The 21839-nt window shown below is 63.0% G+C and carries 17 protein-coding genes; 6 read left to right on the forward strand and 11 right to left on the reverse strand.

All coding sequences use genetic code 11. From position 1 onward, the window contains the following. Window positions 1–103 precede the first annotated feature (103 nt). On the forward strand, window positions 104–1297 hold the full coding sequence (locus MRBLMC3_RS03325; RefSeq protein ID WP_363825780.1) for a type III PLP-dependent enzyme: 1194 nt from the start codon (window positions 104–106) through the stop codon (window positions 1295–1297). A 75-nt stretch (window positions 1298–1372) separates the two neighbouring features. Here the strand turns inward: MRBLMC3_RS03325 and MRBLMC3_RS03330 are convergent, their stop codons facing one another. From MRBLMC3_RS03330 to MRBLMC3_RS03360, 7 genes are read right to left on the reverse strand one after another with little or no spacing between them, the layout of a single operon-like run. After that, window positions 1373–2578: a class I SAM-dependent RNA methyltransferase gene (locus MRBLMC3_RS03330; protein ID WP_363825783.1), complete on the reverse strand. Its 1206-nt coding sequence runs from the start codon at window positions 2576–2578 to the stop codon at window positions 1373–1375. Continuing rightward, window positions 2575–3969: an NAD(P)H-hydrate dehydratase gene (locus tag MRBLMC3_RS03335; protein WP_363825785.1), complete on the reverse strand. Its 1395-nt coding sequence runs from the start codon at window positions 3967–3969 to the stop codon at window positions 2575–2577. The genes MRBLMC3_RS03330 and MRBLMC3_RS03335 overlap by 4 nt, the downstream gene beginning before the upstream one ends. Continuing rightward, a complete protein-coding gene (locus tag MRBLMC3_RS03340) occupies window positions 3969–4331 on the reverse strand; it encodes a hypothetical protein (protein WP_363734769.1) in 363 nt (120 codons plus the stop codon). The genes MRBLMC3_RS03335 and MRBLMC3_RS03340 overlap by 1 nt, the downstream gene beginning before the upstream one ends. A gap of 16 nt (window positions 4332–4347) precedes the next feature. Further along, window positions 4348–5064, reverse strand: a complete 717-nt coding sequence (locus tag MRBLMC3_RS03345) for an N-formylglutamate amidohydrolase (protein WP_363825788.1) — start codon at window positions 5062–5064, stop codon at window positions 4348–4350. Then, window positions 5061–5960 carry a 4-(cytidine 5'-diphospho)-2-C-methyl-D-erythritol kinase gene (locus MRBLMC3_RS03350; protein WP_363825791.1) on the reverse strand — a complete coding sequence of 300 codons (900 nt, stop codon included), beginning with the start codon at window positions 5958–5960 and terminating at the stop codon, window positions 5061–5063. The genes MRBLMC3_RS03345 and MRBLMC3_RS03350 overlap by 4 nt, the downstream gene beginning before the upstream one ends. Beyond that, entirely contained in the window at window positions 5947–7569 is a 1623-nt protein-coding gene (locus MRBLMC3_RS03355; RefSeq protein WP_363826630.1) for a tetratricopeptide repeat protein, read from the reverse strand. The genes MRBLMC3_RS03350 and MRBLMC3_RS03355 overlap by 14 nt, the downstream gene beginning before the upstream one ends. A 19-nt stretch (window positions 7570–7588) precedes the next feature. Further along, window positions 7589–9241 (reverse strand): electron transfer flavoprotein-ubiquinone oxidoreductase, encoded by a 1653-nt coding sequence (locus MRBLMC3_RS03360; RefSeq protein ID WP_363825794.1) that lies wholly within the window; start codon window positions 9239–9241, stop codon window positions 7589–7591. 128 nt (window positions 9242–9369) lie between these two features. Here MRBLMC3_RS03360 and MRBLMC3_RS03365 point away from each other — a divergent pair, with 128 nt between their 5' ends. Genes MRBLMC3_RS03365 through moaB form a run of 3 tightly spaced genes read left to right on the forward strand, consistent with a single transcriptional unit; the run spans window position 9370 to window position 12412 of the window. Then, on the forward strand, window positions 9370–10086 hold the full coding sequence (locus tag MRBLMC3_RS03365; RefSeq protein WP_363825797.1) for a uracil-DNA glycosylase family protein: 717 nt from the start codon (window positions 9370–9372) through the stop codon (window positions 10084–10086). Further along, a complete protein-coding gene (locus MRBLMC3_RS03370; RefSeq protein ID WP_363825799.1) occupies window positions 10083–11885 on the forward strand; it encodes a lytic transglycosylase domain-containing protein in 1803 nt (600 codons plus the stop codon). Before MRBLMC3_RS03365 ends, MRBLMC3_RS03370 begins: the two co-directional genes overlap by 4 nt. After that, entirely contained in the window at window positions 11885–12412 is a 528-nt protein-coding gene (gene moaB / locus MRBLMC3_RS03375; RefSeq protein WP_363734763.1) for a molybdenum cofactor biosynthesis protein B, read from the forward strand. Before MRBLMC3_RS03370 ends, moaB begins: the two co-directional genes overlap by 1 nt. Before the next feature lie 22 nt (window positions 12413–12434). Here moaB and MRBLMC3_RS03380 read toward each other — a convergent pair whose 3' ends face one another. Beyond that, complete coding sequence (locus MRBLMC3_RS03380; protein WP_363734762.1) at window positions 12435–12944, reverse strand: YbjN domain-containing protein; 510 nt, start codon at window positions 12942–12944, stop codon at window positions 12435–12437. An 82-nt stretch (window positions 12945–13026) separates the two neighbouring features. On the opposite strand from MRBLMC3_RS03380, the gene MRBLMC3_RS03385 reads away from it, so the two are divergent. Then, complete coding sequence (locus MRBLMC3_RS03385; RefSeq protein ID WP_363825802.1) at window positions 13027–14094, forward strand: PA0069 family radical SAM protein; 1068 nt, start codon at window positions 13027–13029, stop codon at window positions 14092–14094. A gap of 43 nt (window positions 14095–14137) precedes the next feature. Here MRBLMC3_RS03385 and dnaE read toward each other — a convergent pair whose 3' ends face one another. Further along, window positions 14138–17674 carry a DNA polymerase III subunit alpha gene (gene dnaE, locus MRBLMC3_RS03390; RefSeq protein ID WP_363825805.1) on the reverse strand — a complete coding sequence of 1179 codons (3537 nt, stop codon included), beginning with the start codon at window positions 17672–17674 and terminating at the stop codon, window positions 14138–14140. Window positions 17675–17849: 175 nt separating this feature from the next. Here dnaE and MRBLMC3_RS03395 point away from each other — a divergent pair, with 175 nt between their 5' ends. Beyond that, window positions 17850–19658, forward strand: a complete 1809-nt coding sequence (locus MRBLMC3_RS03395) for a diguanylate cyclase (RefSeq protein WP_363825808.1) — start codon at window positions 17850–17852, stop codon at window positions 19656–19658. On the opposite strand, the gene MRBLMC3_RS03400 is transcribed toward MRBLMC3_RS03395, so the two are convergent. Next, complete coding sequence (locus MRBLMC3_RS03400) at window positions 19644–20333, reverse strand: ABC transporter ATP-binding protein (RefSeq protein ID WP_133652068.1); 690 nt, start codon at window positions 20331–20333, stop codon at window positions 19644–19646. The genes MRBLMC3_RS03395 and MRBLMC3_RS03400 overlap by 15 nt on opposite strands. Next, window positions 20326–21576: a lipoprotein-releasing ABC transporter permease subunit gene (locus tag MRBLMC3_RS03405; protein WP_363754682.1), complete on the reverse strand. Its 1251-nt coding sequence runs from the start codon at window positions 21574–21576 to the stop codon at window positions 20326–20328. Before MRBLMC3_RS03405 ends, MRBLMC3_RS03400 begins: the two co-directional genes overlap by 8 nt. Window positions 21577–21839 lie beyond the last annotated feature (263 nt).

The raw sequence follows: 21839 nt of genomic DNA on the forward strand, positions 1-21839 counted from the left end.
TTACAGCGGGACCCCTGCCGCATATATCGCCCTTCCGCTGCCCCATGGGACTTCCACCGCAAGGCAGCTTCTTTGCCAACGACTACACTGGAGGTCCCTTGAGTTGCACAAGCATCATAGCGCGCTGGGGGTAGCGACCGCCCTCAAACCGGCAGCACCGGTAACGCTGATTCGTCCCCAGGCTGCGGCCCGGGCCGCCCGCTTCTTCTCTGAGAAGTTTCCGGGACGCTCGCTCTATGCGGTCAAGGCGAATCCGTCTCCCGATCTGATCCACACTCTCTTCGCTTCGGGCATCACGCATTTCGACGTGGCGTCCATCGCGGAGGTGCGCCTGGTGGCGGAGACGCTGCAAGGCGAAGGCAAGCTGTGCTTCATGCACCCGGTGAAGGCAGAGGAAGCGATTGCGGAGGCATACCACGTCCATGGCGTGCGCACCTTCTCGCTCGACACGCTGGACGAGCTGGCGAAGATCATGCGCGCCACGAACGATGCGACCGATCTTGAGCTGTGCGTGCGGCTGCGCGTTTCTTCCGAACATTCCGAACTCAGCCTTGCGTCGAAATTCGGCGCCGAGCTGGGCGAGACCCGCGAACTGCTGCTGGCGACGCGTCAGGCGGCCGATGCGCTGGGCATCTGCTTCCATGTCGGCAGCCAGGCGATGAGCCCGCAGGCCTATAGCGACGCCATAGAGCGCGTGCGCGCCGCCATTGTCGATGCGGCGGTCACGGTCGACATCATCGATGTCGGCGGCGGCTTCCCGTCCATCTATCCGGGCATGGAGCCGGTCGCGCTCGAAAATTATTTCGATGCGATCCACCGCGGGTTCGAAAGCCTGCCGATCAGCTATTCGGCCGAACTGTGGTGCGAACCCGGCCGCGCCCTGTCCGCCGAATACAGCTCGGTCGTCGTGCGCGTCGAACGGCGTCGGGGCAACGAACTCTATATCAATGACGGTGCCTATGGCGCCCTGTTCGACGCGGCTCATATCGGCTGGCGCTTCCCGGTGGCCTTGCTGCGTGGGGAAGAGAGCGAGGCGGAGTTGACCGGCTTCTCCTTCTATGGTCCCACCTGCGACGATATGGACCATATGGTCGGCCCCTTCATGCTGCCGGACGACGTGCAGGCGGGCGATTATATAGAGATCGGCATGCTCGGCGCCTATGGCGCTGCGATGCGCACCGGCTTCAACGGCTTCACGTCGGAAGCGGTCGTCGAAGTGGAGGATGAGCCGATGGCCAGCCTCTATGTCGATGCGGTTCCGGCCCGTCGTCGCGCAACTGTCATCAAGCTCGGGTAGAGGCGAAGGCCTCCCCCTAAAGGAGAGGATGCAAGGCCCCTCGCCGCACTCCCCCGCGGCGAGGGGCTAATGCTTTCAGCGCCGGAAGATGCCGACCAGCTCCACATGAGTGGACCAGCGGAACTGCCCCACCGGACGCACTCTTTCCAGTCGGTAGCCACCCGCGACCAGGTGCGCCGCATCCCGCGCGAAACTGGCAGGATTGCAGGAGATATAGGCGATGACCGGCACGCGCGACGCGGCAAGCTGCATCACCTGTTCCCTGGCGCCAGCGCGCGGCGGATCGATGACGACCCCGGCAAAGCGGTCGATCTCCGCAGTCGTCAACGGCCGCCTGAACAGATCGCGATGATCGGCCACCATCCGGCGCTGCGCGCGATTTGCCGCCGATTTGAGGGAGAGGACAAGATCACGCGCAGCCTCCGCCGCATAGACCGGGCGCCCGTCCCCCAGCGCCAGGGCGAATGTGCCAAGGCCGCAGAAGAGGTCGGCGATGGCCCCCTCCGCCGGCATGGCTGCCCCCGCTTCCTGCGCAAGCGCAGCTTCACCATCAGGTGTTGCCTGAAGAAAGGCGAAAGGCGGAAAGGCGACCGGCACGCCGCCAAAGCTGACCGTGACCGGCTCCGGCTCCCATCGGGTCTGCGGCCCGTCCCCCTCATCGATGGTCACGCGAGCGAGTCGATGGTTCTGCGCAAAGGCCAGAAGCGCCTCATCGGCGGCAAGCCCTTCAATCCGCACGCCTTCCAGCAAAAGGTCGACGCCCTGATCGGTCAGCGACATCCGCACATGTGCGGCCTGCTTTTCCGGCAGGATGACTGCGCACAGATTCCTCAGCGGCTCCGTCAGCGCGAACAGCCGGGGATCAAGGACTTCGCACATCGTGAGGTCGATCAACCTGTGACTGCCCGATTCAGCAAAGCCGACGACGACCTTGCGTCCCTGTCTGCTCGCCCGCAGCGATGCGCGGCGGCGAACCTTCGGCGGGGAGATATGCGGCGGCAGGAGCAGGTCGGCTGTCACGCCCTGTCCCGCCAGGGCTCCCGTAACGCGCGCGGCCACGAACTCTGCGTAGCTTGCGTCGTCAATATGCTGCAACTCGCATCCGCCACAGGCCGGAAAGTGCACGCATGGCGCGTCGACATGATGCGGCCCTCGCAGCACGCCGCCATCCTCCGCTATCCGGTCGCCCGGCGCAGCAAGCGGAACATGGCGGCCATGGGCGGTCACGCCATCGCCCTTGGCGGCGACGCGGACGATGGTTTCGGTATCAGGATCGGTCACAGGCGGGATGCGATAGCCGCTGGCAGTTCCACAAGCAAATCGTCCGCGATGAAGGCCGCTCCCGCCCGCCTTGCCGCCTCACCATGCAGCCACAGCGCTTCGCACGCCGCCCGGAATCCGTCTCCCGTGACGGCGAGCCGAGCGGCGACCAGTCCCGCCAGAACGTCTCCCGTCCCTGCCGTCGATAGCCAGGAGGAACCCGGTGGCGAAAGAACGGCGCGACCGTCGGGCGCTGCGATGACACTATCGCTGCCCTTGTAGATCAACGTGGAGCGCGCCCGCTTCGCCGCCGCCAACGCGCGCTCCACCTTGCTGCCCGGCAAGTCGCCGAACAGGCGGACAAATTCCCCCTCATGGGGTGTCAGGATCGAATTCGGCGGGATGGCGTCCAACCCCTGTTCCGCGAGCAGGACCAATGCGTCGGCATCCAGAATGAGGGGATGCCCAGCGGCAAGCGCTGCCTTCAACCGATCGGCAGCCACGCTCCCGCGCCCCAGCCCCGGCCCTGCCAGGACGGCCCTGAACCGGCCGTCATCCAGAGCATTCACCACATCGTCCGCCTCACGGGTATGCTGTGCGATGATGGCGGCCGGACCGCCATGGGCCACTTCCTGAACCAAGTGACGGACCATGCCCGCCCCTGCGCGCGCAGCCGCCTCGCTCGCGAGCAGTCCTGCGCCGGCCATTTCGCCGCCGACAATTGCCACCAGCCCACGGCTATATTTATGCGCGGCAGCGCCCGGCGGATCCAGTTGCGGCCGCGCCAGCCGGTGCATCTTCGCACCGGAGACGTCGATGCCGATGTCAGCGCAGACCAGCCGCCGCCAGCATCCGGCCGCCGGCTGCAACAGATGCGCGGGCTTGAGCGCACCCAGTGCGATACAGACCCCCATGACGGGTACATGGGACAGAAGTGCGCCGCCATCCGTCTCCACGCCGCTCGGCAGGTCCACGGCATAGCTGGAGCTCGCCTGATCGGTTAGGGCGCACAGTGTCGTCGCGACCTTCGCGTCCAATCCACGCGACAGGCCTGTCCCGAATAATGCGTCCACGATCTGCGTCGCCGGCGCGGCATCAACCAAGGCTTCAACGGGACCACCCCATGCCGTGCGCGCCTTCATGCCCGATTCCGTCCGGCTTTCGCCAAGAGCAGCAACGCGCACCGGCACGCCACGCGCCCGAAGGAGTCGCGCGATCACGAACCCGTCGCCACCATTATTGCCGGGACCGCAGAGAACCAGCAGATCGCGTTTGCCACCTGCACGCCAGATAATCTCTGCAGTTGCGGCCCCTGCGCGCTCCATCAGCGTATATTCGGGGACGCCGGCGGCGATGACGGCCTGTTCCGCCTGCCGCATCTCGGCTGCCGTCAGGATCGCATGGCTCTGCATCAACTCTTCCTTTCGGAAAGGCGCGCGGGCAGGCGATAGCGATCCTGTCCGACGCTCAACTCGATCATGCCCTTGCCGACGACCACAATCGCGGCCTGCTCGGCTCCATCCGCGGGCACGACCCCGCGCCCGTCATGGACTATCTGGAAGCGGCGGAAGCCGCCATCCACGTGACGCACGGTCAGCAGATCGCGATCCTGTTCGACCAGGCAATCCTCTGTCCACCCTACGCCTGGACCGATTGCGCAGGAAATCCTTTCCTGTCCTTCGCCAGCCTGTTCCCCAGCCCCTGAACGACGGCCGCATCCGGCCAGCGCCAGGCACAGGAAGAAACTGCCCACCAGGACGCCGGGCCTTGTCATTCCTGCGCGCCGGCCATCAGGCCAAACGCCTGCGGCATTCCAGGACCACGGGCCCCAATATGCCGGCAAATCGCCTTTGCCCCTCAGCATCGCCGACCAGATCCTGTCGCATCTCTATCCCCAGATAGGGAATGCCGTTCCCCTCCGCATGGCGGTTCATCGTGGCATTCAGCACCTTGCCCGAATAGGGCAACTGATCACCCACATTAAGACCCGCCTCCTCCAGCATGGGAATGGCGATCCGCGCTGCCCTGCCGTCCTGGTTATAGAGGACGCCGATATCCCAGGGGCGCTTCTGGCTGGGATCGCTGGCAAGGCCGGGCGTGAAACTGTGGACCGACAGGATGAACGGCGAAGCCATGCCGTCGAGCAGCCGCGCCACATGATGGTGATAGGGATGATGGAAGCGTATCATCCGTTCGGCCAGGTCGGCATGACGGTTTCCCGGAATGACGTGGCCGTCGCTCATGACGGGCAGCAGGCCGGGCGCATCCTCTTCCCGATTAAGGTCGATGACGAGGCGCGAAACGCCACCCAGCACCGCCTTGCAGCCCAATTCCCTCGCCAGCAGCGCGCTGACCTCCGCCACGCCGATGTCGATCGCGATATGATCTCTCAGCAAGGCGGCATCAATTCCCAGATCGATGTCCGTTGGGACGTGAGCCGACGCATGATCAGCAATGATCAGGATGTTGAGGTCGCCGTCGTCGATCTGTGTGAAGGCCTCGCTCATGCCGCCCTGATCCTTGTCTCCGCAATCCACCATCCTCTTTGAGCGGCACGCAGGGCGGTCGCCGCCTCCGCCATCCGCCGATCCGTATCGAACAGGGCAAAACATGTCGCGCCCGATCCGGACATCCGGGCAAGGCGCAATCCGGCGCAGGCACCCAGCGCCGCCAGCACATCCGCGATGACCGGCTCCATGGCAATGGCGGGCTGCTCCAGATCATTGCGTCCCTCGCTCACAAGCTGCTCCAGCCCCATTGCCTCAAGCGGTCCTCGATCACGCTGATCCCAGCGACCGAAGACCTGCGCGGTCGACAGGGCGACGCCGGGATTGACGAGCAGGATCGGCATCGCGGAGAGGTTTTCGACGGCTTGCGGTTGCAATATCTCGCCCCTTCCGCGCACCATTTGCGGGATGCTGCCGATACATGCTGGTACATCCGACCCAAGGGACAAGGCGATGCGCTCCAGGACCTCCGGCGGCATGGGAGCGTTCCAGAGCCGCGTCAGCAACCGCAGTGTAGCCGCGGCATCGGCCGAACCTCCGCCAATTCCCGACGCGACGGGCAGAATCTTGGTCAATTTCAGATCAGCGCCAAGATCTTCCCCCAGATGCGCCTGCAACGCGCGGGCGGCGCGGATCACCAGATTATCCGGGCCGGCATCCAGCAGCGATCCAAAGGGCCCGTCTATTTCAAGGCTGACTTGACCATCGGCGCATATGCGGCCGGTCAGCCGGTCACCCAATTCGGTGAAGACGAACAGGCTTTCCAGCGCATGATAACCGTCTGCCCGTTTCCCGCGGACATGCAGCGCCAGATTGATCTTGGCAAATGCGGTTTCAACCAGTTCGCGGGCCTCAAACGGGCAGCCGGCAAAATTCTCCGCTTCAGCGTGCGGCATATTCGGGCTTCATCCCCTCTCTCGTCTTGGCAGCCAGGCGCCGCGCCGTCTCTCCCTCAGCGAAGATGGCTGCCGCGCGCCAGGCATAGCGGGCCTCATATCGGCGTCCCGCGGCCCAAAGCGCATCACCCAGATGTTCGTTGATGGTAGCGTCCGACGGCGCTCCGGCCGCTGCCCGCTCCAGAACTGGCACCGCGGCATCGATGTCACCCGTCACGAACTGCGCCCAGCCCAGGGAATCAGTGATCGATGCATCCTCCGGCTTCAGCGCGCTCGCTTTCTTCAGCAGCGCCAGCGCCGCGTCCATATTCTGCCGCCGCTCGATCTGCGCATAGCCCAGATAGTTGAGCACAGCGGGTTCATCGGGCGCCAATCTCGCGGCCCGCTCCAGCACGGCACGCGCCTCGTCCCAGCGCGCGCCCTGTTCCAGCGCGCTACCTTCGAACAACAGCAGCGTCCAGGGAACGGCGTCGTTCGAATAGCCGGCCTGCGCCGTGCGGAAGGCCTCTGCGGCCGCCCGGTAGTCCTTTTCCTGCATCAGCAACTGACCCAACCGAACGTGGCGCTCCGGCTCCGCATGGGGCACGGCCGCCAGTTTGCGAGCAAGCGCTATCGCCTCCGGCCGCTGGCCCGCCGCCGCCAACGCCTCGACCAGTTCAGCCTGGGCCAGCGCACCATACCAGCCGGCACCGGGAACCATCCGGGCTTCCTCGACGGCATAGGCCACATAGCCGCCGCGGCTCAGCAGATCTGCGGCGACGATGCGCGGCACAGCCCCGTTGGGATCGGCAAAGGCGGCGATTCGCGCAAGCCTGATCCCCAGCGACCCCGTACTGCCATCCGAGGATATATCGACAGCTAACCGGGCAAGCAGCCGGGCAAAACCCTGCCCCGCCGTCAGCGCCCTGCCATAGGGCGAGAGAGCCCTGCCGCTGGCGATGTCGTCGCGCGCCCGCGTGAAATTGGCCTGGGTTTCAGGCAGAAGCGCAAGCGCCTCCGCCTTCGCGCCTCGCGCCGCCAACTGCCCGGCGAAAAGCAGCCGCATTTCGTCCGTGTCCGCAGTCCGAAGCGCGAGGGCCCGATTGATCGCCGGCTGGGCGGCCTGAAGATCGCCCCTGCCCAGGGCCTGCAGCGCCAGATGCTCGCCCAGATAACGCCTTGCCAGCGAAGCGAAGCGGTCATCAGGATCGATGACAGGCGCGGCATAACGCCCTTCCCCCACCGAAATCCAACTGCGCATGATCGGCGCGAGAAAGGCGAAATTGCCCTCCGCAACCATATGGTCGACCAACAGACGGGCGCCTGGCCAATCCTTGCGGTTCAGCGCGTCCGCAATCCGAAGCAGGGTGCCGTCGCGAGGGAGAATGCCCTCGCTCTCCAGCACGGCGGCGGAACGCAGCGCCAGCGCCATGTCGCCGCTTATCACCGCCTGGAAATAGGAGCGCCTTGCGACCTCCAGGCTGGCCGGGTCACTGGCCAGCGCCTGCCGATAGCTCTTGAGCGCAAGGCCGGGAGCACCATCCTCATCGGCCAGCCGCCCCCGCATATAGGCATGCAATGCGCTGCCGGGATCCACCGATGCACCCGCCGCGGCGGGCAGCACCAGCATCATCGAAGCAAACAGACGCCTACATATTCGGATAGTTCGGCCCTCCACCGCCCTCTGGCACGACCCAGTTGATGTTCTGGGTCGGATCCTTGATATCGCAGGTCTTGCAGTGAACGCAATTCTGCGCGTTGATCTGGAAGCGCGGATTACCCTCATCCACCCCGACCACTTCATAGACGCCCGCGGGACAATAGCGTTGCGCCGGTTCGTCATATAGGGGCAGGTTGTAGGAAATCGGAATCGCCGGATCCTTGAGCTGCAGATGAACCGGCTGATCCTCCTCATGATTGGTGTTCGACAGGAACACCGACGACAGCCGGTCGAAGCTGATCACCCCATCGGGCTTGGGATAGTCGATCTTCATCGACGCGTCCTTGCGCCAAAGCTTCTCGGCATCGGGCTTGTGCTTCATCGTAAAGGGCAGGCCGATCTTCAGCGTACGCATCCACATGTCGATGCCCGCCAGCGCGGTACCGATGGTGTTGCCGAACTTCGACAGCAAAGGCTCCGCGTTCTTCACCAGTTGCAGCTCGGTCGCGATCCAGCTCGACCGAAGATTCGCCTCATAATCGTCCAGCACGTCGCTCGACCGCTCACCCTGAATAGCAGCGAACGCCGCTTCGGCCGCCAGCATGCCCGACTTCATCGCTGTGTGCGTGCCCTTGATGCGAGGGACGTTGACGAAGCCTGCCGAACAACCGATCAGCGCGCCGCCCGGGAAGGCGAGCTTGGGAATAGACTGCCAACCGCCCTCGTTGATCGCCCGCGCGCCATAGGAGACGCGACGGCCGCCCTCCAGATATTTGCGGATTTCCGGATGCTGCTTCCAGCGCTGGAATTCCTCGAAGGGATACAGATAGGGGTTACGATAGCCAAGGCCCACCACAAAGCCGAGCGCCACCTGCCCATTGGCCTGATGATAGAGGAAGCCGCCCCCATAGGCGTCGGTCAGCGGCCATCCCTGCGTATGGATCACCAGGCCTGGCTTGTGCTTGGCGGGGTCGATGTCCCACAATTCCTTCATTCCCAGGCCATAGACCTGCGGCTCGCTGTCGGCGTCGAGCGCGAACTGGCGCTTCAGGATCTTGGTGAGATGGCCACGCGCGCCTTCCGCAAAGAAGGTGTAGCGCGCATGCAATTCCAACCCAGGCTGATAGTCGGGCTTGCGGTTGCCCTCCCGGTCAACGCCCATGTCGCCGGTCGCCACGCCTTTGACTGACCCGTCCTCATTGTAGAGGATTTCCGCGGCCGCGAAGCCGGGGAAGATTTCAACGCCCAGCCCCTCGGCCTGTTCGGCCAGCCAACGGCAGAGATTGCCCAGAGATCCGGTATAGGTGCCCTTGTTGTGCATCCAGCCCGGCGTCATGATGTGCGGCATGCTGACCTTGCCGCCCTTGCTGAGGAACCAGTGCTGATTGTCCGTGACCGGCACCTCTGCCATCGGGCAGCCCATGTCGCGCCATTCAGGGAATAGTTCATCCAGCGCCTTGGGATCGACGACCGCGCCCGACAGGATATGGGCGCCGATTTCCGAGCCCTTTTCCAGCACGCATACCGACAGTTCCTGCCCCGCCTCGTTCGCGAGTTGCTTCAGCCTGATGGCCGAAGACAGGCCCGCCGGCCCGCCACCGACGATGACGATGTCATAGGGCATCGAATCCCGTTCGCTCATATTCCCTCCATTCCGTCGACAGCGCCGGCTTTCCTTCCCGATCCGGTCGCCGCGCTACCCAAACGTTTTGCCATTCAGGGCGATGAAGAAACTTGACCACGGCGTCAACCTCTGGCCCAAGACAATCGATGCGGGGATTATTGATGGAAAATCTGGCGGAAACCGCCAATGCCTATATGGCATGGTGGAGTCTGGCCGGCGTTGATTGCGCCGTCGGGGAGGAGCCGATGAATTGGCTGCGCCCTGTTCAGGACGCGGCGCGCCCGCGGATTTCCGCTGCGGATGATGGTGCCACCCTGACCCGGCCCCAGTCTTTCGAAGCCTTCATGACCTGGCTGGCGGAAGGCGCTGCGCAGCCGGAGCGGCGCTGGCCGGGCGCTGCCATCATGCCTGCGGGGCCTGTCAATGCGCCGCTCATGGTCATTACCGACATGCCCGATCCCGCCGATTTAGAGGCAGGAGTCCTGTTCAGCGATCGTGCGGGACAATTGTTCGACGCCATGCTGCGGGCGATTGGCCTCGATCGGCAGGACGTCCATCTGGCCTCCCTTTTCCTGTCCCGCCCGCCAGGTGCGATGGTAGAGGCGACGGATCTTGCATTGGCCGCAACGCGCATGCGCACACATGTGATGTTTGCTTCACCGCAAAGATTGCTGTTGTTGGGCGATCGGACGATCCGCACGCTGATGCCCACGGCCGATTCAGGTTTACGGAAATTTAACCATGATGGCGGCACTTTACCCGCCTTCGCCACATTTCACCCGCGTTTGCTGCTTGGCCAGCCCGCGGCAAAGGCAGAATGCTGGCGTGTCATGCAAGGTCTGATCGAGGAAATGACTAAGTGATCCGCGCCACCGCCTTTTCGTCATGCGTCGCAGCGCTGGCCTTCACGGCAGCTACAGTGATGCCGGCACAGGCCGATACGGCTAACTCCATTCCAGCGACATACAGAGATCTGTCGTCCTCGCCCCTGCAATTGAGCGATGGGGACAAAGGCCGGTACAGTTCCATCTACGCGGCTTTGCGGGACCAGCGGTGGATCGATGCGAAGGCGATGATCGCGACGCTCGATGCGCAGGATGCATTCCGTCCGGTGGCCTTGGCCGAGCTTTATCTCGCAAAGAATTCGCCCAGGGTCGAACTGTTCGAATTGCTCGACCTCATCAACAAGGCGCCATGGCTGGACAAGGCTGATCAGCTTTCCCGCCTCGCGCAAAAGCGCGGCGCCACGATCCTGCCTACCCTGCCCCAGGTGCAGAAAATGGTCTGGCTGGGCGCTGCGCCGCGCCGCGAATATGTCGCCGCGGTGAAGACAGATCCTCTGGCCCAGGCGCTGGTCGGCCAGATTCAGACGTTCATCAAGAATGACGATCCAGCCGGCGCCGAAGCTGTGCTCGGTGCCGGAGAGGCCGGGCTGACGCCGGAGGGCCTGACCGAAGTGCGACAGCGCGTCGCCTGGGCCTATTATATCGAAAGCGATGATGCGAACGCGCGGCGCATGGCGGCAAAGGCTCTCGAAAGCCGGGGCGGCGGTGATTGGACAGTCCAGGCCCATTGGACGACAGGACTTGCAGCCTGGCGACAGAATGACTGTCGCGCTGCTGCCTCCGCCTTTGGCAATGTCGCTGCGCTTGCCGGCAACAGCGACATGCGCGCAGCCGGCGCTTATTGGGCTGCACGTGCCTATATGGTCTGCGGGGAGCCAGAGCGCGTCGAAAACCTGCTGAAAACCGCAGCCCGTTCTGAAGAAAGCTTCTATGGCCTCTTGGCCCGGGAAACGCTGGCGGAACCGCTGGGCGGCGTGCCCTCCGCCACCCGCTTCGGCGCTGCTGAATGGCAGCAGCTCAAGGATAGTCCGAATGTCCGGGCTGCGATCGCTCTTTCCGCAATTGGGGAAACGGCACGGGCCGACCAGATCCTCCGTTATCAGGCGAAGATCGGCGGTACCGGCCAGTATGAGGCGTTGATCCGGCTGGCGAGCACGCTCAACATGCCCGAAACGCAGCTCTGGCTGGCCCATAACGGACCAGCCGGCAAGCAGCCTGGCAGTTTCGCGCGCTTTCCCGCACCCAATTGGCGGCCCGATGGCGGGTGGCGCGTCGACCCGGCGCTCATCTATGCCCATACGCTTCAGGAATCGGGGTTCCGGCGGGATGTCGTGAGCAGCGCGGGCGCCAGGGGGCTGATGCAGGTACTACCCAGCACAGGCAACCTGATGGGCCTTTCCGCGTCCGACCAATTGTTCGTGCCGTCGACCAATATGGAATATGGCCAGCGCTATCTTGAAAACCTGCGCGACATGAGCGCGACCGGCGGGCTGCTGCCCAAGGTTATGGCCGCCTATAATGCCGGTCCGGCACCTGTCGAACGGTGGAACAGCGAAGTGAAGGATAATGGCGATCCGCTGCTGTTTATCGAATCCCTGCCTTATTACGAGACGCGCGCCTATGTGAACATCGTGATGCGCAATTACTGGATGTATCAGATTCAGGCGAAGGGCAGTGCGGACTCCCTGGCCGGCATCGCGCAGGGCCTATGGCCGACATTTCCGGGGACCAAGGGGTCGCGCCTGGTGCGCCTGACGCCGAAGAGGCCGATGGCGAGCGCCAGCATCGCCTCCAGCATCGCGGGCGGTTCCGACTGATGCCGATCGATGAAAGCCGGGCCTTCCTGCCGGTCAGGATCGCATTGTTGACAGTGTCGGACAGCCGCACGGTTGCCGACGACCGTTCCGGCGACACACTGGCGGAACGCATCACAGGCGCTGGTCATATCCTGGCGGACCGCCATATAGAGAAGGACGAACGCTCGGCCATCGTTGCGCGCCTGCATGCCTGGATAGACGATCCGCAGATCGATTGCATCATCACAACCGGGGGAACAGGCGTGACGGGCCGCGACATTACCCCCGAAGCGCTGGCACAGGTGCAGGACAAGGAGATTCCGGGCTTTGGCGAACTGTTCCGCTGGCTCAGCTATCAGAGCATCGGCACATCGACCATCCAGTCGCGGGCGACCGCCTGCGTGGCTCGGGGTACCTATATCTTCGCTCTGCCCGGATCCACCGGCGCGGTGAAGGATGCCTGGGATGGCATACTCGTCAGCCAATTGGACAGTCGTTTCCGGCCCTGCAACTTCGTGGAACTCATGCCGCGCCTGACCGAGCGCTGACACATCGCCGCAGGTCGCGGCCTCATTTATCAGGGGCGGGGTTTTCCTTGAAGAATTTGCTCGCCTCGCCCAGCATGACCGTCCACCAATCGATCACATCCTCGAAATTCTTCTGGTTGAGGCCGCCTACCGTCGTCACATCATAGGCAACCGCCAGAGACCCGTCGTCCCAGACCGACATCTGCGCGAATCTCTTGTCCTTGTTCCATTTATTGGCAAGCTCAGGCGTATTGCCGCCGTCATCCTCGAAACTCACCTGAAATTGCAGCGAGCCGCAATGGCGCGTCTGCTCGCATTCGTAGAAGAAGATCGAATAATCATAGCCGCTCGCCGCGCTTTCGATCTTCGGATTGCCGGTCTGCTTGCTCTTGCTCAGCAACGCCTTGTATCCAGCGGCCTGCAACGCCTGCACCACCGTCTGCGGATCACTCGCGCATATCAGTCCTGTGCCGCAGGCTTCCTTGTCGGCCGCCAGACAAGGCGACGCCAGCGCCGCCATCCACAAACCTGCCGCGACGATGATCTTCCGCATGATGCCCCCATTTTTCAAAGGGTTTAGATGAACCTTCGGGTGGGGCCTTGTCAATATGTTCTCTTTATGTTCTAATTGAGCCATGGCGACGGAGAAAGGCAGAGGTGCGACGGCGAACGGCGAAAGCCGTCGCTTCAACATGCCCGAGCGGAAGGAGGACGGCGATTGGCTGGATGCCCTGACCGAGATTGACGGCGCTCCGCCAAGGCGACGCACAGAGGTGACCATCGAACGCGCTCGCACCATCATCAGCCGGAACAATTCTCCCGATATCGCCTTCAGCCAATCGATCAACGCCTATCGGGGCTGCGAACATGGTTGCATCTACTGCTTTGCCCGTCCGACCCATGCCTATCACGACCTGTCCCCGGGCCTCGATTTCGAAACCCGCCTGTTTGCCAAACCCGATGCTGCGGCACTTCTCCGCAAGGAGCTTTCCAGAAAGTCTCATCTGGTCAGCCCGATCGCGATGGGCACCAACACAGATCCTTATCAGCCGATCGAACGAGATTGGAAGATTACCAGGCAATGCCTTGAAATATTATGGGAATGTCGACACCCAGTCTATATCACTACCAAATCCGACCGCATAGTGCGCGATCTGGATCTGTTGACCCGGTTGGCGCAGGAGCGGCTGGTCGCGGTGATGATTTCGGTGACCTCGCTGAACCCGCTCACGGCCCGAACATTGGAGCCGCGAGCGCCGCATCCGCTCCGGCGCGTGGAGGCTATCCGGACGCTGGCGCAGTCGGGCGTTCCGGTCGTGGCCAGCATATCCCCGATCATCCCTGCGATCACCGATCATGAAATAGAGGATATTATCGAGCGCGTCGCCTCAGCCGGTGCACTGGACGCCACCTATATTCCCGTCCGTCTGCCGCATGAAGTCGCACCTCTATTCCGCGCCTGGCTGGAGGAACATTATCCCGATCGCGCCGCCAAGGTGATGGCGATCATTCGCGACATAAGGGGCGGCCGGGACAATGACCCGAACTTTGGCAGCCGAATGCGCGGACGCGGTGTGTGGGCCGACCTGATCCGCGCCCGTTTCCAGAAAGCGCGCCGAAGAGCGGGCTTTACCGGCGAGCGGGTGACGTTGCGTACCGACCTGTTCCGACCGCCGGAGGGCGATCAGATGAGCCTTTTTTGACAACCGTCAGATTTCACTGCGGGACGCCACCCCGAACTGTCGCCTATCCAGCGACCAGTCGCAAACCCGAACGGCGGTTGCGGGCGCGATAACCATCGGCCTTGGGCTCCATGCGTTCGAACGATCCGATGCGCAAACCTGCTATGGTCGCGATGCTGTCGACCTGATCGGCGCCGATCAGATAATCGTCGCCAAGGAACAGTCGCACCGCTCTGCCCCCGCCCACGGGCGCTCGCAGAAAGACTTCGCTCCGCCCTCCCTTGGCCCGTCCGAGCAGCTGGGCGAGCGTGTCGATCGCCGCTGCATCGCTCACATCAACCACCAGTTCCATCCGCGAACTGTTGGCCAGTTGGCGGAAGGGCTCGACCCCCCGGATCGTAACGCGCGGCGTTTCTTCGCCCGGCATACGGTCCAATTCCACCATCAACAGCGCGCAATCGCCTTCGCGCACCATATCCTCGATCGCCCTGCACGCATCTTCATCGAAGCAGCTTGCCTGAAACTGACCGCTGCTGTCGGAAAATGTGGCGGAAGCATAGCGCGCGCCCCGCTTGGTTTCGCGCCAGCGGACATCCTCGACCATTGCCGCCATCACGCCATTGGCGCGCCCGCCCTCCGCCACAGGTTCGGTGCATATGGCGCCATAGCTTTTCGCGCCACGGGCTTCCGCCAGATGCCGGTAGCGGTCGACCGGATGCGCGGAGAAATAAAAGCCGAATGCCTCCTTTTCCTGCGCCATGCGATCCGCCGTCGACCAGGTCTGATGCGGCGGAATGCGGACGTCGGCATGCGGCGTTTCGACATCTCCAAACAGGCCGCCCTGCCCGCTTTCCCTCGCCTCTGCAGCGCTGGAGGCAACACTGAGGATAGTCTCCGCCGCCGCATGGACACCCGCCCTGTCGGCATGCACGCCATCAAATGCGCCCGCGGCCGCCAGACTTTCCAACTGTCGTCGATTGAGCAGCCGCGGTTCGATCCGATCGGCAAAATCGTCCAGGGACTTGAACGGTCCGCCAGCGTCCCGCTCCGCCACGAGTTGCTCCATCGCCTTCTCACCTACGCCTTTCAGGCCGCCGAGCGCATAACGCACGGCAAAGCCCAGGCGCGGATCGTCGCCGTCATATTCCACCGCTTCGACCGAGAAATCCGCAAGGCTGCGGTTGATGTCCGGCGCAAGACAGTTCAGCCTCATACGCCGCATGTCATCGACGAAAACGGTCAGCTTATCCGTCAGATGGATGTCGAAGGCCATGGAGGCGGCGTAGAATTCCGCCGGAAAATGCGCCTTCAGCCAAGCCGTCTGATAGGCGAGCAGCGCATAGGCGGCGGCATGCGACTTGTTGAAACCATAGCCCGCAAACTTGTCGATCAGGTCGAAAAGCTCATTTGCCTTCGCGGCCGCGATGTCGCTCTGTGCGCATCCTTCGACGAAGCGCGCGCGCTGCGCGTCCATCTCCGCCTTGATCTTCTTGCCCATGGCCCGACGGAGAAGGTCGGCGTCGCCCAGCGAATAGCCTGCCAGGATCTGCGCGGCCTGCATCACCTGCTCCTGATAGACGAAGATGCCATAGGTTTCTTCGAGAATCGGTTTCAGCAGGATGTGGGGATATTCAATCTGTTCCTGCCCGTTCTTGCGACGGCCGAACATCGGGATATTGTCCATCGGCCCAGGGCGGTAGAGCGAAACAAGCGCGATGATGTCGCCGAAATTGGTCGGGCGCACAGCGGCCAGCGTCTTGCGCATGCCCTCCGATTCCAACTGGAACACGCCGACCGTGTCGCCCCGCTGAAGCAGTTCATAGACGGCCTGATCATCCCAGCCGAGCGCATCAAGGTCGATCGCCACACCTCGGCCCGCGAGCAGTTGTACCGCCTTCTGCAGGACGGACAGCGTCTTGAGGCCCAGAAAGTCGAATTTCACCAGCCCCGCGCCCTCGACATATTTCATGTCGAACTGCGTCACCGGCATGTCCGATCGGGGATCTCGGTAAAGCGGCACAAGCTGGGACAATGGCCTGTCGCCGATCACCACACCGGCCGCATGGGTCGAACTGTGGCGGGGGAACCCCTCCAGCTTCATTGCGTAATCGATCAGCCGTTTGACCTGCGCGTCATTGTCATATTCCGCCCTGAACTCCGCAACGCCGTTCAGGGAGCGCTCCAGCGTCCAGGGGTCGGTCGGATGGTTGGGCACCAGCTTGGCCAGACGGTCGACCTGGCCATAGCTCATCTGCAGGACGCGCCCGGTATCCTTCAGAACGGCGCGCGCCTTCAGCTTTCCGAAGGTGATGATCTGTGCGACATGGTCCGCACCATATTTCTGCTGGACGTAGCGGATTACCTCGCCCCGCCGCGTTTCGCAGAAGTCGATGTCGAAGTCCGGCATGGAAACGCGTTCCGGGTTCAGGAAGCGTTCGAACAGCAACCCCAGTTGCAGCGGATCGAGATCCGTGATCGTCAGCGCCCAGGCGACGACCGACCCCGCACCCGAACCACGTCCCGGCCCCACCGGAATGTCATGATCTTTCGCCCATTTGATGAAGTCGGCCACGATCAGGAAATAGCCGGGGAAGCCCATCTGGATGATGATGTCGGTTTCGAACTGAAGCCGGTCGAAATAGGGCTTTCGCGCTTCCTCCCCGGTGATGCCGGCCTTTGCGAGCCGCGCCTCCAGCCCCGCCGTCGCCTGCTCGCGCAGCATCTTCGCTTCGCCTTCTATGTCTCCGGCCAGGCTGGGCAATATGGGCTTGCGCTTGGGTGCCGCGACGGCGCAGCGCTGTGCGACCACCAGGGTGTTGGCGAGTGCTTCGGGCAGATCCTCGAACAGCCGCTTCATTTCCGCCGCCGGCTTCATCCAGGCGTCGGGCGAACTGGTCCGCCGGTCGGGCGTCTCGACATAGGCGCTGTCGGCGATGCAAAGCATCACATCATGCGCTTCATGGAAGTGCGGCTCGGCAAAGCAGGTGGGGTTGGTCGCGACCAGCGGCAGGTTGCGTGCATAGGCAAGGTCGAGCAGTTCATGTTCCGCCTTTCCCTCGACCGGGTCGAAGCGGCGACATATCTCGATATAGAGCCGGTCCGGGAACAGCGCTTCCAACCGCTTGGCATAGGCGAGCGCCGCAACCGGTTGATCCTCGGCAAAGAGCCGCGCCAGCGCGCCTTCCGCTCCAGCCGTCAGGGCGATCAGGCCGTCGGTACGCCCCGCCAGCATGTCGAGACTGATATGCGGCACTTCCTCAACCGGACGGTCAAGATGCGCCATCGACACAAGCGCGCAGAGATTGTCATAGCCGGCCGTATCCTGCGCATAAAGCGCGATCCAGTCGTGAACCGGCGCCGCATTGGCCGGTCGATCGGGCCGCGAAATGCCGACCATGGCGCCGATGATCGGTTGCACCCCTTCGTCCTTGCAGGCGTCGGAAAAGGCCATGGAGCCATAAAGGCCGTTGCGGTCCGTGATCGCGGCGGCCGGAAAGCCCAGTGCCTTTGCCTGTTTGGCGATCTTCTTGGGATCGATCGCCCCTTCCAGCATGGTGAAAGATGAAAAGACGCGAAGGGGAACGAAACCGGCATGAGGCATGCGCTCATTTAGGCATTGCCGTCGATTCGGCACCAGCCCCCAGATGCAGAAAGTCGTGGGTAAATCACGCCACCCTGGCCCGATGGTTAACATATCTCCAACTTTTGAGTCGCAAGATCGTCTGAGCCGGCCGGTGATCTCATCCGCCCGGCAAACGCTATCGCTCGGGATGATCATGCGCCTGTCTACCATCACCAATTATGCTTATGGCGCCACCGTGGCCCTCACCCTGGCTTCGGGTGCGGTCATGCTGATGGCGTCCAGCGCGGAGGAGAAGGAACGGGCTGCCGTCGAACAGCGCGCTATTTTCGACCAGTTGACCGCCACGCTGGCGGAAGACGCCTACAGGCAAACCGAACAGGCCCGTGCCTATGTGATTACGGGCGATCCGTCGCATATCATCGCCTATCAACGGGAGAAGGCGATGCTCCGTTCTGTCGAGCAACGCATCGCCCATCTGCGCGATCGCGGGGCCAGCGTCAGCGAACTCGCAGCATTGCAGCAGGGACTGCATTGGGCCGATGCGCTGACGGCTGAGCAGGAAGCGGCGATCAGCGCTGCCCAGAGGGGCGACGGGGAAACCGCGCGCACCATCCTCTTCGGTGACGAATATGGCCGCGAACTGGATCGGATCGCCGCCCAGATTGGCAAGTTCCAGTATATGCTGGACCAGCGGACAGAGAATATCGTCAGTCAGGCTACCGAAGCGGCCCGCCGATGGCGGTTCGTGTCGGAAATCATGATGGGTGCAACCGCCCTGCTGTTCCTGTGCGTGCTCTACTTCATCCTGAAACAGCGCATATTGCGGCCGGTGGTGCGGTTGAGCGATGTCGTCACGCGCCTCGCCGCGCAGGATTATGCCGCCGTTCCGCCGGACTTTCCTCAGGTGGACGAGATCGGCGACATGGCCCAGGCCATCCGCATCTTTCGCGAAAACGGCCTGGAAAGGCAAAGACTGGAGCAGGAACGGGATGCCGACCGGATCACGCGCGACCAGCTCTCACGCATGACCCAACGCCTCCAGGGCTGTGACTGCACCGGCGACCTGGTCGAGGTTGTCCGGCGTTTCGCCCCGGAGATCGCCCCCGGTTTCGCCGGACGGCTCTACATTCACGACGCGCGACGCAACATGATGGTGCAGGCGTGCGACTGGTTGACGCCCCGTGAGTCGGGCCAGGAATTCGCGCCGACGACCTGCTGGGCGCTGCGGCGCGGGCAGATACACAAACCGACCGGCGAGCTGATCGACATTCCCTGCGAACATTTCGACGCGGCTCCGCAGATACGCACAATCTGCATCCCGCTGTCGGCGCAGGGTGAAAGCATCGGGCTACTCTATGTCGAGGAACCCGAGGATCGGACAGCCGAACAGATCGGGCGCACCGAAAAATATCTGGAAATGCTGGCGGAAAATATCGGCCTGGCACTCGCCAATCTGCGGCTTCGCGATGCATTGCGGCAGATGGCGATGGCGGATCCGTTGACCGGCCTTGCGAACCGCCGCCGGTTCGATGCGGTGTTCAAGGAGCAGGTGGCCCACGCCGAAAATTCCCTGTCACCGCTGGCCTGCCTGATGGTGGACATAGACCATTTCAAGCGGTTCAACGATGCGCATGGCCATGATGCGGGCGACGCCGTACTTCGCGCCGTGGGCGGCGTGCTGAACGACGCCTTGCGGGAGAAGGATTGCGCCTTCCGCCTGGGTGGAGAGGAGTTTGTGCTGCTGATGCCCAGCTTCGCGCAGGATCAGGCCATCGACCGCGCCCTGCAGGTGCAGCAGAAATTGCAGGCGCTGCGCGTCCATCATGAGGGCGAAGAACTGGGGCCGGTCACCGCCTCCTTCGGCCTTGCGGTCTTCCCCGAACATGGCCGTGCGGAAACGCTGGTCCGGACGGCGGATGCAGCATTGCTTCGCGCCAAGAACCAGGGACGCGATCAGATCGTCATCGCGACGATCCGCGATGCGGCGTCACATCACGCCTGAGCTTTCCTCCAGCTGCCCTTCGTGAAGACGCACGACCCGGTCCATTTTCTCCGCCAGTCGTTCATTATGCGTCGCCACCAGCGCTGCGGAGCCTTCCTCGCGCACCAGTCGCAGGAATTCGGCAAGCACGACATCGGCGGTCCGCTCGTCCAGGTTGCCGGTGGGCTCATCCGCCAGGACCAGTGCCGGCCGATTTGCCAGCGCCCGCGCCACGGCCACCCGCTGCTGCTCCCCGCCCGAAAGTTGGCTCGGGCGATGCTCCAGCCGATGGCCCAGCCCCAATGAACCGAGCAGCGATTCTGCGCGGACGCGGGCTACCGCCATCTCCGCATCGCGGATCACCTGCGGCAATATGACATTCTCCACTGCGTTGAAGTCCGGCAGCAGATGGTGGAACTGGTAAACGAAACCAAGCGCATCCCTCCGCAGCCGCGTCCGCCCGTCATTGTCCAGCTTCGCCGCTTCCTCACCCGCAATGCGGATCGACCCGTCAAATCCGCCCTCCAACAGTCCGACCGCCTGGAGCAGCGTCGACTTTCCCGATCCCGACGGGCCGAGCAGCGCGACGATCTCACCCTGCCCTACAGACAGGTTGACGCCCCGCAGCACTTCAATCGTAACGCCGCCCTGGGTGAAGCTGCGCTTCAGGCCGGCGACCTGCAATATTTCATTCATAACGCAGTACCTGCACAGGATCGGTGTTGGCCGCCTTGAACGCTGGGTAAAGCGTCGCCAGGAAGCTGAAGATCAGCGCCATTAGACAGATGGTGGCAATCTCCACAGGATCGGGCTTGGCAGGCAATTCGGTGAGAAAGCGGATCGAGGGATCCCAGAGATTCTGTCCCGTAAGGAACTGGATGGCGTTCACCACGCTCTGACGGAAGAACAGGAAGGTGAATCCCAGCACCATCCCGGCCGCCATGCCCAGCGCGCCGATCGTCACGCCGACGGTCATGAAGATCTTCACCAGGCCTCCGCGGCTGGCACCCATCGTACGCAGGATCGCGATATCGCGCGTCTTGGCGCGCACCAGCATGATCAAGGAGGAGAGGATGTTGAACACGGCCACCAGCACGATGATGGAAAGCACGACGAACATCGCGACGCGCTCCACCGCAAGCGCTTCGAACAGGGACGCATTCATCTGCCGCCAGTCGGTGATGATTGCGCGACCGGCGACCTTTCCTGCCAGCGGCTCCAATATGGCGGCCACCTGATCGGCGTTCACCGTCTCGACCTCGATCATGCTGACAACGTCACCCAGCAGCAGCAATGTCTGCGCATCCTCCACCGGCATGACGACAAAGGCCTTGTCATAATCGTAGATGCCGACCTCGAAAATGGCGGCCACCTGATAGGAAACCTGTCGCGGTACGGTGCCGAAGGGCGTCGAACGGCCAGCCGGATTGATGATGGTGATATTGTCGCCCAACTGGATGCCCAGATTTTCGGCTAGGCGCGATCCAATCGCCACCTTGCCGCTATTGGGCGTGAGCGCGCTCAGGCTGCCCGCGACGACCTTTGCCTTGAGTGTTGCATTATTGCGGATGTCGTTCACGGTCATGCCCCGCACCAGCACCGCTTCGACCCGCCCCTGAAAGCTGCCGAGCAGCGGCTGCTCGATCAGGGGCGTGGCGCTGGTGACGCCGGGCGTCGCCTTCGCTTCCTTCAATATGGCCTTCCAGTCAGGCAACCGCCCGCCATAGCCCTGGACGACGGCATGGCCGTTGAGGCCGACAATCTTGTCGAAAAGTTCCGCGCGAAAACCGTTCATCACGCTCATCACGATGATCAGCGCCGCAACGCCCAGCATCACCGCGACCAGGCTGATGCCGGCGACGAGGAAGATGAAACCCTCCCCCTTTCCGGGCAGCAGATATCGCTTTGCAATCATGCGTTCGTATCGGGTCAGAATCATGATGGCGCGAATGGCCTCTCGATAGGGACAGGCAGCCCGTCTAGCATGCTCTCGACCGACGGCAAGCATTGCCGAATTGTTGCAATGGGGCCACAGCCTCTCAGGGAAAATATCGGCGCCCGGAAATAGCCCGTGACAGCGGCCTGCTCTATCCATAGCACATGCTGTGAAGCACAGGTAAATGGCCGTGGTTCAGGGATACTGCATCCCGCTTCAAGCTTAGGGGGCTGAGAAGTGGTTGAGGCAGGCCAAGGGGGAGACGA

The sequence above is a fragment of the Sphingobium sp. LMC3-1-1.1 genome, assembly GCF_040676285.1.
Lineage (GTDB): Bacteria > Pseudomonadota > Alphaproteobacteria > Sphingomonadales > Sphingomonadaceae > Sphingobium.

Bases quoted from the DNA above. Each gene is read 5' to 3' on its own strand.
- MRBLMC3_RS03335 (WP_363825785.1), bottom strand. From the start codon at position 3,969: ATGCAGAGCCATGCGATCCTGACGGCAGCCGAGATGCGGCAGGCGGAA.
- MRBLMC3_RS03405 (WP_363754682.1), bottom strand. From the start codon at position 21,576: ATGATTCTGACCCGATACGAACGCATGATTGCAAAGCGATATCTGCTG.
- MRBLMC3_RS03340 (WP_363734769.1), bottom strand. From the start codon at position 4,331: ATGACAAGGCCCGGCGTCCTGGTGGGCAGTTTCTTCCTGTGCCTGGCG.
- MRBLMC3_RS03360 (WP_363825794.1), bottom strand. From the start codon at position 9,241: ATGAGCGAACGGGATTCGATGCCCTATGACATCGTCATCGTCGGTGGC.
- moaB (WP_363734763.1), top strand. From the start codon at position 11,885: ATGCCGATCGATGAAAGCCGGGCCTTCCTGCCGGTCAGGATCGCATTG.
- MRBLMC3_RS03365 (WP_363825797.1), top strand. From the start codon at position 9,370: ATGCGGGGATTATTGATGGAAAATCTGGCGGAAACCGCCAATGCCTAT.
- MRBLMC3_RS03385 (WP_363825802.1), top strand. From the start codon at position 13,027: ATGGCGACGGAGAAAGGCAGAGGTGCGACGGCGAACGGCGAAAGCCGT.
- MRBLMC3_RS03395 (WP_363825808.1), top strand. From the start codon at position 17,850: ATGCGCCTGTCTACCATCACCAATTATGCTTATGGCGCCACCGTGGCC.
- dnaE (WP_363825805.1), bottom strand. From the start codon at position 17,674: ATGCCTCATGCCGGTTTCGTTCCCCTTCGCGTCTTTTCATCTTTCACC.
- MRBLMC3_RS03345 (WP_363825788.1), bottom strand. From the start codon at position 5,064: ATGAGCGAGGCCTTCACACAGATCGACGACGGCGACCTCAACATCCTG.
- MRBLMC3_RS03355 (WP_363826630.1), bottom strand. From the start codon at position 7,569: ATGCTGGTGCTGCCCGCCGCGGCGGGTGCATCGGTGGATCCCGGCAGC.
- MRBLMC3_RS03380 (WP_363734762.1), bottom strand. From the start codon at position 12,944: ATGCGGAAGATCATCGTCGCGGCAGGTTTGTGGATGGCGGCGCTGGCG.
- MRBLMC3_RS03350 (WP_363825791.1), bottom strand. From the start codon at position 5,960: ATGCCGCACGCTGAAGCGGAGAATTTTGCCGGCTGCCCGTTTGAGGCC.
- MRBLMC3_RS03400 (WP_133652068.1), bottom strand. From the start codon at position 20,333: ATGAATGAAATATTGCAGGTCGCCGGCCTGAAGCGCAGCTTCACCCAG.